At 75.8% G+C, this 13,356-nt stretch carries 13 protein-coding genes; 5 read left to right on the top strand and 8 right to left on the bottom strand.

Going from position 1 to position 13,356, the window contains the following annotated elements:
* Positions 1-42: 42 nt before the first annotated feature.
* Complete coding sequence (locus BLQ97_RS10075) at positions 43-330, top strand: GlsB/YeaQ/YmgE family stress response membrane protein (protein ID WP_139173558.1); 288 nt, start codon at positions 43-45, stop codon at positions 328-330.
* 96 nt (positions 331-426) lie between these two features.
* Here the strand turns inward: BLQ97_RS10075 and BLQ97_RS10070 are convergent, their stop codons facing one another.
* The 6 genes from BLQ97_RS10070 to BLQ97_RS10045 form a co-directional block, all read right to left on the bottom strand.
* Positions 427-1,281: a putative RNA methyltransferase gene (locus BLQ97_RS10070; RefSeq protein ID WP_091365606.1), complete on the bottom strand. Its 855-nt coding sequence runs from the start codon at positions 1,279-1,281 to the stop codon at positions 427-429.
* Positions 1,278-2,273 (bottom strand): MFS transporter, encoded by a 996-nt coding sequence (locus BLQ97_RS10065; RefSeq protein WP_091365604.1) that lies wholly within the window; start codon positions 2,271-2,273, stop codon positions 1,278-1,280. Before BLQ97_RS10065 ends, BLQ97_RS10070 begins: the two co-directional genes overlap by 4 nt.
* Before the next feature lie 228 nt (positions 2,274-2,501).
* A complete protein-coding gene (locus BLQ97_RS10060; RefSeq protein ID WP_217637123.1) occupies positions 2,502-3,005 on the bottom strand; it encodes a metallophosphoesterase family protein in 504 nt (167 codons plus the stop codon).
* A gap of 45 nt (positions 3,006-3,050) precedes the next feature.
* Positions 3,051-4,019 (bottom strand): cytochrome c oxidase assembly protein, encoded by a 969-nt coding sequence (locus BLQ97_RS10055; RefSeq protein ID WP_245692029.1) that lies wholly within the window; start codon positions 4,017-4,019, stop codon positions 3,051-3,053.
* A 58-nt stretch (positions 4,020-4,077) separates the two neighbouring features.
* Entirely contained in the window at positions 4,078-4,989 is a 912-nt protein-coding gene (locus BLQ97_RS10050) for a cation diffusion facilitator family transporter (RefSeq protein WP_091365602.1), read from the bottom strand.
* 98 nt (positions 4,990-5,087) lie between these two features.
* Positions 5,088-6,104: a M23 family metallopeptidase gene (locus BLQ97_RS10045; RefSeq protein ID WP_245692028.1), complete on the bottom strand. Its 1,017-nt coding sequence runs from the start codon at positions 6,102-6,104 to the stop codon at positions 5,088-5,090.
* A gap of 460 nt (positions 6,105-6,564) precedes the next feature.
* On the opposite strand from BLQ97_RS10045, the gene BLQ97_RS10040 reads away from it, so the two are divergent.
* From BLQ97_RS10040 to BLQ97_RS10030, 3 genes are all read left to right on the top strand, one after another.
* On the top strand, positions 6,565-7,743 hold the full coding sequence (locus BLQ97_RS10040; RefSeq protein ID WP_091365600.1) for an alcohol dehydrogenase catalytic domain-containing protein: 1,179 nt from the start codon (positions 6,565-6,567) through the stop codon (positions 7,741-7,743).
* Between the two features lie 166 nt (positions 7,744-7,909).
* A complete protein-coding gene (locus BLQ97_RS10035) occupies positions 7,910-9,124 on the top strand; it encodes an MFS transporter (protein ID WP_091365598.1) in 1,215 nt (404 codons plus the stop codon).
* 37 nt (positions 9,125-9,161) lie between these two features.
* Positions 9,162-10,055 (top strand): aldo/keto reductase family oxidoreductase, encoded by an 894-nt coding sequence (locus tag BLQ97_RS10030; RefSeq protein ID WP_091365597.1) that lies wholly within the window; start codon positions 9,162-9,164, stop codon positions 10,053-10,055.
* Between the two features lie 140 nt (positions 10,056-10,195).
* On the opposite strand, the gene BLQ97_RS10025 is transcribed toward BLQ97_RS10030, so the two are convergent.
* Positions 10,196-10,591 carry a hypothetical protein gene (locus BLQ97_RS10025; protein WP_091365595.1) on the bottom strand — a complete coding sequence of 132 codons (396 nt, stop codon included), beginning with the start codon at positions 10,589-10,591 and terminating at the stop codon, positions 10,196-10,198.
* 139 nt (positions 10,592-10,730) lie between these two features.
* Between BLQ97_RS10025 and BLQ97_RS10020 the strand changes: the two genes are divergently transcribed.
* Positions 10,731-11,687, top strand: a complete 957-nt coding sequence (locus BLQ97_RS10020; RefSeq protein WP_091365593.1) for a DUF808 domain-containing protein — start codon at positions 10,731-10,733, stop codon at positions 11,685-11,687.
* A 7-nt stretch (positions 11,688-11,694) separates the two neighbouring features.
* Here BLQ97_RS10020 and BLQ97_RS10015 read toward each other — a convergent pair whose 3' ends face one another.
* On the bottom strand, positions 11,695-13,314 hold the full coding sequence (locus BLQ97_RS10015; protein WP_091365591.1) for an ABC-F family ATP-binding cassette domain-containing protein: 1,620 nt from the start codon (positions 13,312-13,314) through the stop codon (positions 11,695-11,697).
* Positions 13,315-13,356 lie beyond the last annotated feature (42 nt).

Here is a 13,356-nt window from a genome sequence, read left to right as displayed (position 1 = left end):
CCAGCACCCCGGCCACTCGGCCGCCCCATCGGGAGGTCCACCGTGGAGCTTCTCTGGAACATCATCGTGCTGATCGTCGTCGGCGCGATCGCCGGCTTCATCGCACGCGCCGTCGTGCCCGGCAAGCAGTCCATGAGCGTCGGCATGACCATCGTGCTCGGCATCATCGGCTCCTTCGTCGGGAACCTGCTCGGCAGCCTCATCTTCGAGCCGCACCGCTTCGAGATCGGCACCTCCGGCATCATCGGCTCCATCATCGGGGCCATCGTCGTGCTGCTGGTCTACGTCTCGGCGACGCGGAACAGGGGGCGCGGCCACACCCGCGTGTGACCCGCTCCACCACCGCCTCGGGGGACGGTGGGGAGCCCAGCAGCGGTCCCAGGAGGGGCCCGGCCACCAGGCCGGGCCCCTCCTGCACGTGCGGGGTCAGGCCGTCCAGGTGGTGACGTCGACGGCGAGCGTGACGGGCACCCGCTCGGGCAGCCCGGCCACGGCCGCGGCCAGCCGCTCGCGCGACAGGTGCCGGGCGTGCGGCCCCATGCCGACGACGGTCGTCACGGTCCGGTGGTCGAGCTCGAGCACCTCCCGGTGCGCCGCTCCCCCGGCCGGGGCCAGGTGCGGCTCCAGCGTCGCCGAGAGCCGGGCCGCCTTGTCCGGGTCGACCCGCAGCAGCCCCAGCGGGCCGACGAGCTCGGCGAGGTGGTCGGGCGCGGGCGTGGCCACCACCAGCCGGCCCCCGGGACGCAGCACCCGGGCGGTCTCCGGGCCGTTGCGGGGGGCGAAGACCACCGTGACCCGGTCTACGGCGGCGTCGCGCACCGGCAGCCGTGCCCAGGTGTCGGCCACGACGGCCAGCGCGCGCGGCGAGGCGCCGGCCGCCCGGCGGGCCGCGTATCGCGAGGAGTCGAGCACGACGCCGACGGCCGACGGCAGCCGGTCGAGGACCCCGGCGAGGTGGTGTCCGGTGCCCCCGCCGAGGTCGAGGACGCCGTCGACGGGACCGTCCCCTTCGGCGACGGCGTCGGCCAGCACGCGGGTCAGCCCGGCGAAGGTGCCCGCCGCGAGCACCTCGGCCCGGTCGGCCACCATCGCGGCGGTGTCGCCCGACGGCGGCGTGTGCCCCGGCGGCAGCAGCGTCACGTGCCCCTGGCGGGCGCGGTCGAAGGCGTGCCCCGCCGGGCAGCGCAGGCCGGTGTCGCCCGGCAGCGCGGACAGCTGCTGCCCGCAGACCGGGCACGCCAGCAGCGCCACCGCCCGGCGCGGCCAGGGTCGCCGGCTCACGGGGCTGCCGCGCCCACCGGCTGCGCGGGCGGCGGTGGGGCCTCGGCCGCCCGGCCGGGCACCACGCCGACGGCCAGCAGCGCCGCGACCGCGCCGAGGGCGAAGGCCGCGGGGTAGCCGGGCCCGCCGTCGGCCAGGAGCGCGGCCAGCGGCACGGTCAGCGCGGCGGCCAGGTTCTGCACCGTGTTGTGCGCGCCCAGCGCCCGGCCGGCCCAGGCGCTGCCCGCCTGCTCGGCCACCGAGGTGAACGCCACGCCGTTCGGGCTGACCGTGGCCACCGACGCCAGCGCCACGGCGGCGGCCGCGGCGGCGGGGCCGAGCACGTCCGGCGTCAGGAGGGCGACGAGCGCCAGCAGCCCGACGACGACACCCACCGCGCCCGCCACCCGGCGCAGCGGCCCCAGCCGGCTGCCCACCCGGTCGGACCACACGCCCGCCCCCAGCCGCGCGGCCACCCCGCCGACCTGGGTGACGGCGAGCAGCGTGCCGGCGGCCGCGGCGGCCCACCCGGCGTCGTGCACCAGCCAGTCGAACGCCAGCCCGGCGACGGCGAACTGCGGCACCACCAGCAGCGTGCTGGCCGCGTGCACCCGCCACAGCACCGGGCTGCGGTAGGGCGAGGCCGGCCGGGGTGCCCCCTGGGCCCGCGGCGGCCGGGGCGGGTCGCGGACGAGCACCGCCACCAGGGCGGCCGCGACCGCGCAGCCGGCCGCCAGCAGCGCGAAGGCGCCGCCCGGGCCGCCGCCGGCCAGCCGCGGGAGGAGCAGCGCGGCCAGGCCCACGCCGATCGGCTGGCCGGCCTGCCGGATGCCCATGGCCAGCCCCCGCTGCGCGGGCGGGAACCAGCCCAGCACCAGCCGGCCGCTGGCCGCGTGCACCGAGGCGCTGCCGGCACCGGCGAGCAGCAGCCACAGACCGGTGGTCAGCGGGGCGTCGGCGAGCGCGGCACCGGCCAGCGCCCCGGCGGCCACGGCCAGGCCGCAGGAGAGCACGAGCCGCTCGCCGTACCGGTCGGCGAGCGCCCCAGGCCAGGAGAGTGAGCACCAGGCCGGCCGTCGGCGCGCTGACCAGCAGGCCGACCTGCGGCAGCGTGAGCCCCTCGGCGCGCAGGGCGACGGTGAGGAAGGGCAGCCCGTTCTGCGCGGCGCAGGCGGCGACCAGCCCGACGAGACCGACGCCGAGGTGGCGCCACCGGGCGCGCGGGGGTGCCGCCGGGCGGGTCACCGGGCGACCGGGTGGAAGGTCACCCCGGACAGGACACCGTCGGCGGCGACCGCGGTCACGAAGGTGCCGTGCGGCTGGCGACGGCGGTCGGTGGGCGAGCCGGGGTTGAGCAGCCGCAGGCCGGTCGCGGTCGTGGTGTCCCACGGGATGTGGCTGTGGCCGAAGAAGAGGACGTCGGTGTCGGGGAAGCGGGCGGCGCACCGCCGCTCGCGCCCCTTCGCGTCGCCGGTCTCGTGGACGACGGCCACCCGCAGCCCCTCGACCTCGGCGCGCGCGACCTCCGGCAGCCGCTCGCGCAGCGGGCCGTGGTCGTTGTTGCCGTGGACGGCGAGCAGCCGGCGCGAGCGCTGCTCCAGGGCGTCGAGCAGCGCGACGTCGACCCAGTCACCGGCGTGCACCACGAGGTCGGCGGCGTCGACCGCCGCCCACAGCGCGGGCGGGAGGTCCCGCGCCCGTCGCGGCAGGTGCGTGTCAGCCATCACCACCAGCGACACGGACACCGGGTCATGGTCGCAGGGCACCCGCGCGTGGAGGCGCCCGGCGGGTCAGGAGCCGGAGCGGGCGGCCATCGCGCGCAGCCGGGCGTTGTACGCCTCGAGCTCGGCGTCGTCGGTGCGCTCGGCGACCCGCGCCTGCTGGCGGCCGCGGCGCTCCTCCGACCCCATCCAGGAGAACAGCACCACGGCGAGGACCAGCACCGTGGGCAGCTCGCCGAAGGACCAGGCGATCCCGCCGGCGGTGCTCTGGTCGGCGAGCGGGTCGACGCCCCAGCCGGCCGGCGGGTCGGCGAAGGTCCGCACCACCAGCGACGACGACATCATGATCGCCACGCCGAAGAAGGCGTGGAACGGCATCGGGACGAGCAGCTCGACCATCCGGGCGCCGTGGCCGGCCTGCCGCGGCCACGGGTCCTGGGCGAGGATCGGCCCGAAGAACAGCAGCCCCGTCACGGTGAAGTGGGCGAGCATGAACTGGTGCCCGACGGGGTCGCCCATGAGGGCGTCGAAGACGGGCGTGAAGTAGACGCCGTAGAGGCTGACCAGGAACAGCGGCACGGTGAACAGCGGGTGCGAGACGAACCGCGCCACCCGGCTGTGCAGCGCGTCGAGCAGCAGCGCCCGGGGGACGCCGGCCACTCCCCTGCCCCGCGGCAGTGCACGCAGCGCCACGGTCACCGGCCGGCCGAGCAGGACCAGCAGCGGCGTGACCATCGACAGCACCATGTGCTGGGCCATGTGCACGCTGAACAGCACCATGCTGTAGCCGCCCAGCCAGGTGCCGGTGACGGCGACCAGCGACAGGCAGCCCGCCACGAACGACGCCGTCCGCCACCAGGGCCAGGCCACGCCGGAGCGGCGCAGCCGCACCACACCCACCACGTAGGCCAGCAGGCCGACGAGGGCGAGCACCGGCAGCACCGACCAGGCGTCCAGGTGGGGCAGGAGCAGCCGTCCCCACGTGGGCGGCTCGTCGGGCACCCACATGCCCGAGTGGTGCCCGTGTTCCACCGCCACCTCCGGTCTCCTCCGCGTCCGCCCCCACTGTCCCACCACGGGACCCGGTGGGGGTCCGCTAGTCGTGGACGGGGGCCTCGTGGCCGGCGTGCGCCCCGGCCTCGATCTGGAAGGTGCAGTGGGCGACGTCGAAGTGGGCGCCCAGGCAGGTGCCGAGGGCGTCGAGCACCCGGCCGCCGTGCCCGGCGGCCAGCGCCTCGTCGGTGACGACGACGTGCGCGGAGAGCACCGGCAGCCCGGAGGTGATCGTCCAGGCGTGCAGGTCGTGCACGCCGACCACCCCCTCGACGCCGAGCACGTGCGCGCGCACCTCGTCGAGGTCGACGTCGCGGGGCGCGGCCTCGAGCAGGACGTCGAGCGACTCGCGCAGCAGCGACCAGGCGCGCGGCAGCACCAGGCAGCCGACCAGCAGCGCGCCGATCGTGTCCGCCGGCGTCCACCCGGTCACGGCGACGACGCCGCCGGCGACGAGGACCGCGACCGAGCCGAGCGCGTCACCGAGGAGCTCGAGGTGCGCACCGCGGACGGCGAGCGAGTCACGGCGGCCGCGGTGCAGCAGCGCCAGCCCCGCCAGGTTGGCGGCCAGCCCCGCCGCGGCGACGAGGAGCACCACCCCGGCGTCGATCTCGGGCGGGTCGCCGACCCGGCGGACCGCCTCCACCACCACGACCACCGCCACCCCGGCCAGCAGCAGCCCGTTGGCGACCGCGGCGAGGATCTCCACCCGCTGCCAGCCGAAGGTCCGCCGGCCGCGGGCCGGGCGCTGGGCGAGGGTGACCGCGCCGAGGGCCAGGCCGACGCCGAGCGCGTCGGTGGCCATGTGACCGGCATCGGCCAGCAGCGCCAGCGACCCCGACACCAGCGACCCGACGAGCTCGGCCACCAGGACGGCGAGGGTCAGCCCGAGGACGACGGCCAGCCGGCCGCGGCTGGCGTTCGCCGCGGTGCCGTGGTCGTGACCTGCGCCCATGGGCCCACCTCCTCCCCCGCAGTGTCCCCGACGCGCGGCGCCCCCTGCCCGGACCGGCCGGCAGGGGGCGCGTCGCGCGCAGGGGCGAGGAGGTCCTTCTAGATGGCGACGCCGCGGTCGCGCAGCCACGGGAGGGGGTCGATCTTCTCCCCGCCGATGCCGCCGACGTGCACCTCGAAGTGCAGGTGCGGGCCGGTGGACTGGCCGCGGTTGCCCAGCAGCGCGATGGTGTCGCCGGCGCGGACGACCTGCCCGGGCTGCACGAGGATCTCCTCCATGTGCCCGTAGACGGTGACGTCGCCGTTCTCGTGCTGGATGTAGACGACGTTGCCGTAGCCGCTGGCCGGGCCGGCCTCCAGGACGACGCCGTCGGCGGCGGCGTACTCGGGGGTGCCGATGGGCGCGGCCAGGTCGATGCCGGCGTGCACGCTGCCCCACCGCGCGCCGAAGCCGCTGGTGAGCCGGGCACCGTTCACCGGCAGCACCGTCCTCGGCCGCGCCGCCTCGGCCGCGGCGGCGGCAGCGGCCTCCGCGGCCACCCGGTCGGCCTCGGCCTGCGCCTGCACGGCGGCGGCCTCCTCCGCCTCGCGGGCGGTGCGGCTGGCGGTGACCTCGCCGAGCAGCAGCGCGGCGTCGGACCGGATCGTCGCGGCCCGCAGGTCGGTCGAGGTCGCGTCGCCGGCGATGCCGAGCTCCTCGGCCACGCTCACCGAGTGGCTGACCGGCACGGGGCCGTCGGCCTGCGCGACGCCGTTCCCGGCGGTCGAGGTGCCCAGGCCCATGGCACCGACGAGGGCCGCGAGGAGGTAGCAGACGGCACGCCGGCGGGGCAGCCGCACACGGGTGCCCGGGCGCTGCCGGTCGTCCGCCGCGGGCGCGTCGTGTGCGGCGGGCAGCTCGGTCGCCGTGGCGGTGACGGCGGCCAGCGCCTGGGCGTCCGCGGCCTGGACGAGCTCGGTGGGGTCGGCGACCGGCACGACCGCGCGGACCTCCTCGGCGGTGTCCGCGGGGCGGGCGGTGCCCGCGTCGACGACGGCGTGCAGCTCCAGCGCCGGGGCCGGGCGCGGGTGCGGCGTCGGTCGCGGACGGCGGGCGGGACGTGCAGCGGTGGTCACCCCGGACGGCGACGTCTCCCCCTGACGCCGCTCCGGGGCCTTCCGCTGGGCCGCCGTCCCGGCCGTGGTCCGTCGCCGGGAGGGCGAGGGGACCGAGGCCCGTCCGGAGGGCCGGCCCGCGGGAGCGCGGGTGTCCTCTCCGTCGTGGAGGCGGTCGGGGTCGATCTCGGACATGCACCTGACTTCCGTCGGGGACAGGGACGTCGTGCGGCGCCCGGGGGAGCGGGCGGGGCCCATGTAAACACGGCGTGATGGTTTCGTGATCTGAGCAGGGGGGTAAGCGGGATCGCTCGTGTGGCGTGCGCCACTGACCTGCACGGATGTCGTTCGACGGGTCGTCGAACGCCCCTCACTCAGAGTGACGGGCACGCCGTGACGCCCGGGAACCAGGCGCGACGAGGCTCACGCGGGGCAGGAGCCAGGAGAGGACCCCCTTGACGAGGAGCTGAGGAGCAGACTCATGCGCGCAGTCACCTGGCACGGACGTGCCGACGTACAGGTCGACACCGTCCCCGACCCGACGCTGCAGGAGGACACCGACGTCGTCGTCGAGATCACCTCGAGCGGGATCTGCGGATCGGACCTGCACCTGATCGAGGTCATGGCACCGTTCATGACCAAGGGCGACGTCATGGGCCACGAGCCGATGGGGGTCGTGCGCGAGGTGGGCTCCGCGGTGACCGCCGTCAAGCCCGGCGACCGGGTCGTCGTCCCGTTCAACATCTCCTGCGGCACGTGCTGGATGTGCTCGCAGGGCCTGCAGTCGCAGTGCGAGACCACGCAGAACCGCGAGCAGGGCTTCGGCGCCTCGCTGTTCGGCTACACCAAGCTCTACGGGCAGGTGCCCGGCGGCCAGGCCGAGTACCTGCGGGTGCCCTTCGGCAACACGCTGCCGATCAAGGTCCCCGACGGCCCGTCCGACGACCGGTTCGTATACCTCTCCGACGTGCTGCCCACCTCCTGGCAGGCGGTGCAGTACGCGGCGACGCCGCCCGGCGGCACACTGCTGGTGCTCGGCCTGGGCCCGATCGGTGACATGTGCACCCGCATCGCCGCGCACCTGGGCCTGCGCGTGGTCGCCTCCGACGTCGTCCCCGAGCGGCTCGCCCGGGCCACCGCCCGCGGCACCGAGGTCATCGCCTCCACCGACCAGGACGACGTGGTCGGCGAGATCCGAGAGAAGACCGACGGCCGGGGTGCCGACGCGGTGATCGACGCGGTCGGCATGGAGGCGCACGGCTCCCCCGGCGCCCAGCTCGCCCAGAAGGCGACGGCGATCCTCCCCGACGCGCTCATGGCCCAGGTGATGAAGGTCGCCGGCATCGACCGCCTCGCCGCGTTCAACACCGCCATCGAGGCCGTCCGGCGCGGCGGCACGGTGTCCCTCTCGGGCGTCTACGGCGGCGCCACCGACCCCGTGCCGCTCATGCGCATGTTCGACAAGCAGATCCAGCTGCGCATGGGCCAGGCCAACGTCTGGCGGTGGGTGCCCGACATCCTGCCGCTGCTCGTCGACGGCGACCCGCTCGGCGTGGACGACTTCGCCACCCACCGGGTGCCCCTCGAGCAGGCGCCGCAGGCCTACGCCGACTTCCGCGAGAAGAAGGACGGCGCGGTCAAGGTGCTGCTGCAGCCCTGACTCCCCCGCCGGCCCCGGTGTCCCGCGCGGACGCCGGGGCCGGCTGTGAGCAGACCCACCCCGCACTCGGGGCATGGACACCCCCGCGGCGGGCGATGCACACCGAGGACCCCCGGACGACGACGTCCGCACGCCCGTCCCGCCGTCGTCCCTGGAGTGCTCCCCCGTGCCTCGCGCCCTGCTCGCCCTCGCCATCGGCGCCTTCGGCATCGGCACCACCGAGTTCGTCGTGATGGGCATGCTGCCCGAGATCGCCGACGGCCTCGGCGTCTCGGTGTCCGCCGTCGGCCTGCTCATCTCCGCCTACGCGGTCGGCGTCGTGGCCGGCGCGCCCACGCTCACCGCGCTCGGCGTCCGGTTCTCACCCCGGCAGACGCTGGTCGCGCTCATGGTGGTGTTCACCGTCGGCAACGCGCTGTCGGCGCTGGCGCCCACCTACGAGACCCTCGCCGCCGCCCGGGTGCTCACCGCGCTGGCGCACGGCTCCTTCTTCGGCGTCGGCGCGGTCGCCGCCCGCCGGCTGGTCGCCCCCGAGCGGGCCACCCGGGCGATCTCGCTGATGATGGTCGGCCTGACGCTGGCCAACGTCGTCGGCGTCCCGCTGGGCACCTTCGTCGCGCAGCAGACCAGCTGGCGGCTGGTGCTCGGCGGCATCGCCGTCATCGGGCTGGCCACCATCGCCGGCCTGCTGGCCTGGCTGCCGGCCGGCGCGGGCGAGCGCAGCGACCTGCGCTCGGAGGTCGCCGCCTTCCGGCGCGGCCAGGTGTGGCTGGTGCTCGGCCTGACGATGGTCGGGTTCGCCGCGCTGTTCGCCGTCTACAGCTACGTCAGCCCGATCCTCACCGAGCTGGGCGGGATCCCCGAGGGCTGGGTGACCCCGGTGCTGGCCCTCTTCGGCGTCGGGACGACCGTGGGCACGCTGGCCGGCGGGCGCCTCGGCGACCGGTACGGCTTCAGCTTCGTGGCGGTCGGCCTGCTGGGCACCGCCGCGCTGCTGGCGGCCTTCGCGTTCCTCGCCCGCACCCCCGTGGCGGCGGTGGTCCTGCTGGTGCTGTTCGGCACGGTGGCCTTCGCGATGGGCCCGGTCGTGCAGAACGGCGTCATCGAGGCCGCCCGGGTGCCCGGCGGCAGCCTGGTGTCGGCGGCCAACCAGGCAGCGTTCAACGTGGCCAACGCGGTGGGCGCCGCGCTCGGCGCGGCGGTGATCTCCGCAGGCCTGGGCTACACCGCGCCGATGTGGGTGGGTGCCGCGCTGGCCCTGGCCGGCAGCGGCCTGGCCGTCGTGGCCCGTCGCGCCGACCGCCGGGAGACCGCGCGGGTCGCCGCCGACGTCCGGCAGTGGGAGGAGACCGTCGGCGAGCCGCTGGGCCGCGCCGCGTGAGTGCGCGTAGGACCGCGAGCGCGGGTAGGAGCCGGGCATGACGACGACGACCGCGGAACGGTCCGGCCGGTTCCCGCTCGGGGACCGCACCGTCCACCGCATCGGCTACGGGGCCATGCGGCTGTCCGGGCCGCACATCATGGGGCCGCCGGCCGACCGCGAGGCCGCCGTCGCGGTGCTGCGCCGGGCCGTCGAGCTCGGCGTGGACCACGTCGACACCAGCGACTACTACGGCCCGCACGTGACCAACCAGGTCATCCGCGAGGCGCTGCACCCCTACCCGGAGCACCTCACCATCGTGACCAAGGTGGGTGCCCGGCGGACGCCGGAGGGCGAGTGGCCCGAGGCCCTCTCCCCCGACGAGCTGCGCTCCGCCGTGCAGGACAACCTCGACAACCTCGGCGTCGACGTCCTCGACGTGGTGAACCTGCGGATGCCCGGCTTCGACGCGCCGGTGGAGCGCTCGCTCGCCGAGCCGTTCGGCGCCCTGGCCGAGCTGCAGCAGCAGGGACTCGTCCGCCACCTCGGCGTCTCCAACGTGACGGCGCAGCAGTTCGCCGAGGCCCGCGCCATCGCCCCGGTGGTGTGCGTGCAGAACCACTACAACCTCGTGCACCGCGACGACGACCCGATGGTCGACGCGCTGGCCCGCGAGGGCATCCCCTACGTGCCGTTCTTCCCGCTCGGCGGGTTCACCCCGCTGCAGTCGGCGGCGCTGGAGACCGTGGCCAGGCGGCTGGAGACCACGCCGATGCAGGTGGCGCTGGCCTGGCTGCTGGCCCGCTCGCCGAACCTGCTGCTCATCCCCGGGACGTCGTCGGTGGCCCACCTCGAGGAGAACCTGCAGGCGGCCGCGCGGGTGCTCGGCCCGGCGGAGATGGCCGAGCTCGACCGCATCGGTGGCACCGGCGAGCCCGACGTCGACCTCTAGAAGGACCCCCGTGCCCCCTGGAAGGACCTCCCTGCCCCCGACCGCTCGCACGCTCGCGGCGGGACCCTGCAGGGACGCCGGTGACCGCTCGCGGCGGGCCCCTGCACGGGGACCATCTCAGGGGCAGCGCGGAGGGTCCTTCAATCTGCGTCGTTCGCCAGCAGGGCGCGGGCCTCGGCGGCCTCGTCGTCGTCGAAACCGAGGGCACCGCCGGTGCCGCGCTGGGCGACCTGGGCGTCGATCCACCGGCGGTGCGCCTCCCACGCCGACTGGCGGGTGGCACCGAGCGCCCGGCCGATCTGCGCCCAGGAGGCGCCGGTGGTCCGCGCCGTGCGGACGGTGAGCTGACGCCCCTGGGTGGCGCGCCGCGCGATCACCTCGCCGAGCGCCAGCAGCTCGAGGGACTCCTCGCGCGACAGCGGCCGGGGCCCGGCCGGGTCGTCGGGGTCGGTCAGGGACTCCCGGGTGCGCAGCTCCTCGTACCGGAGCACCGCGCTGCCCAGGGTGTGCGCGCGTTCCAGGTCGTCGACGTCCACGACCCAGCGTCCGTCAGGACACCCTGACAGTCAAGGCGTCCTGACGGACGTGTGACGCCCGCCTGCACGGGGCACCGCCCCCACGCACCACCATGACGGTGCGCAGCACGCCGTGCTGCCCGAGCGGAAGGACCCTCCCGTGGCCGGTGGACTCGTGGCCCTCTTCGACGACGTGGCGCTGCTCGCCCGCGCCGCCGCTGCCTCCATCGACGACGTCGGGGCCGCCGCCGGCCGCGCCAGCGTCAAGGCCGCCGGCGTCGTCGTCGACGACACCGCGGTCACCCCGCAGTACGTCCGCGGCCTGTCCGCCGACCGCGAGATCCCGATCATCCGGAAGATCGCCCTCGGGTCGCTGCGCAACAAGCTGCTGATCATCCTCCCGGCGATCCTGCTGCTCAGCGAGTTCCTGCCCTGGCTGCTCACCCCGATCCTCATGGTCGGGGGCGCCTACCTCTGCTACGAGGGCGCGGAGAAGGTGTGGCACCGGCTCCGGGGCGGCCACGACGAGCACGCCTCTCCGGAGGAGGCGGTGCCCGACGAGAAGACGATCGTCACCGGCGCCGTGCGCACCGACTTCATCCTGTCGGCGGAGATCATGGTGATCTCGCTCAACGAGGTGGCCAGCGAGGGCTTCTGGGCGCGGGCGGCGATCCTGGCGATCGTCGGCGTGCTGATCACCGTCCTCGTGTACGGCGTCGTCGGGCTGATCGTGAAGATGGACGACGCCGGGCTGAAGCTGTCCCGGTCGTCGAGGAAGGGCGTCGCCGGGTTCGGCCGCGGCCTGGTCAAGGGCATGCCCCGGCTGCTCACCGCGCTCACCGTGGTCGGCACCGCCGCGATGCTGTGGGTCGGCGGGCACATCCTGCTCGTGGGCACCGACGAGCTCGGCTTCCACGCCCTCTACGGCGCCCTGCACCACGTGGAGGAGGCCGTGCACGAGGCCACGGGAGCCCTCGGCGGCGTCCTCGCGTGGGTGGTCGACACGCTGGCCAGCGCGCTGGTGGGCCTCGTCGTCGGCGCCCTGGTCGTGCTGGTCGTCAGCCTCACGCTGCACCGGCGCAAGGGCTCCGGCGCGGAGTCGACCGCGGCGCACTGACCGGCACTCACCGGGCGCGGGCGACCCGGTCCTCGTCGAAGACCGGCTCGGCCGACTCGTACACCCGGCCGTCGCCGCCGAAGACCAGGAACCGGTCGAAGGAGCGGGCGAACCAGCGGTCGTGGGTCACCGCGAGCACCGTGCCGTCGAAGGCGGCCAGCGCCTCCTCCAGCGCCTCGGCGGAGAGCACGTCGAGGTTGTCGGTCGGCTCGTCGAGCAGCAGCAGCGTCGCGCCGGAGAGCTCCAGCATCACCACCTGCAGCCGCGCCTGCTGGCCGCCGGAGAGCGTGCGGAAGGGCTGGTCGGCGACGTTCGTGAGGCCGTAGCGGCGCAGCACCGCCATGGCCCGGCCGCGGTCGACGCCCGGCCGGCCCGGCTCGCCGTGCCAGAGGAGGTCCACCGGCGTGCGGTCGAGCCACTCCGGGTGGGCGTGGGTCTGGGCGAAGAACCCGGGGACGACGCGCGCGCCCAGCCGCCAGGAGCCGGTGTGCGCGACGTCCTGGCCGGCCAGCAGCCGCAGGAAGTGGGACTTTCCGGCGCCGTTGGCGCCCAGGACGCCGACCCGGTCGCCGTACCAGACCTCCAGGTCGAACGGCCGCATCAGCCCGCTCAGCTCCAGCTGCTCGGCGACCACCGCCCGCACGCCGGTGCGCCCGCCGCGCAGCCGCATGGTGACCTCCTGCTGCGGCGGCCGCTCCGGCGGCGGCCCCTCGGCCTCGAACCTCGCCAGCCGCGTCTGCGTCGCGCGGTAGCGGCTGGCCATGTCCGGGGAGTTCGCCGCCTGCTGCTGCAGCGTGCGCACCAGGTCGACCAGCCGCTGGTGCTCCTCGTCCCAGCGGCGCCGCAGCTCGGCCATCCGCTCGTGCCGCGCGGTGCGGGCCTCCGGGTAGCCGGCGAACCCGCCGCCGTGCACCCACGCCGTCCCGCCCTCGACGGTGACCACCCGGTCGGCCACCCGGGAGAGCAGCTCCCGGTCGTGGCTGACGAACAGCACCGTCTTGCGGGTCTCGCGCAGCCGCTCCTCCAGCCAGCGCTTGCCCGGCACGTCGAGGTAGTTGTCCGGCTCGTCGAGCAGCAGCACCTGCTCCGGCCCGCGCAGCAGCGCCTCGAGCGCCAGCCGCTTCTGCTCCCCGCCCGACAGCGTCGACAGCTCCCGGTACTTGCACCGGTCGTGGGGCACGCCCAGCGCGGCGACGGTCACGGTGTCCCAGGTGACCTCGGCGTCGTAGCCGCCGACGTCGCCCCACTGCGCGAGGGCGGCGGCGTAGGCGAGCTGCGCGGGCTCGTCGTCGGTCTCCATGAGCGTGAGCTCGGCGGCCTCGACGGCGTCCCAGGCAGCGCGGACCGCCGGGCCGGCCAGGTCGACGAGGAAGCGCTGCACGGTCGTGTCGTCGCGCACCGAGCCGATGAACTGCCGCATCACGCCGAGGCCGCCGCTGCGCGAGACGGTCCCCGCCTCGGGGGCGAGGTCGCCGGCGACGATCCGCAGCAGCGTCGTCTTGCCCGCGCCGTTCCCGCCGACCAGCGCCGCGCGGGCACCCTCGCCGACGCGGAACGACACGTCGTCCAGCAGCACCCGCCCGTCCGGCAGCGTGTGCCGGACCCCGCTCACGTCGACGAAACCCACCCGGTCATCGTCCGGGACGGAGCAAGCGGGTTACCCCACCGC

The organism is Geodermatophilus telluris, from assembly GCF_900102745.1.
GTDB classification, from domain to species: domain Bacteria; phylum Actinomycetota; class Actinomycetes; order Mycobacteriales; family Geodermatophilaceae; genus Geodermatophilus; species Geodermatophilus telluris.
The sequence above is the reverse complement of the archived record's forward strand: the minus strand, read 5'-3'. Positions and strand labels throughout refer to the sequence as shown.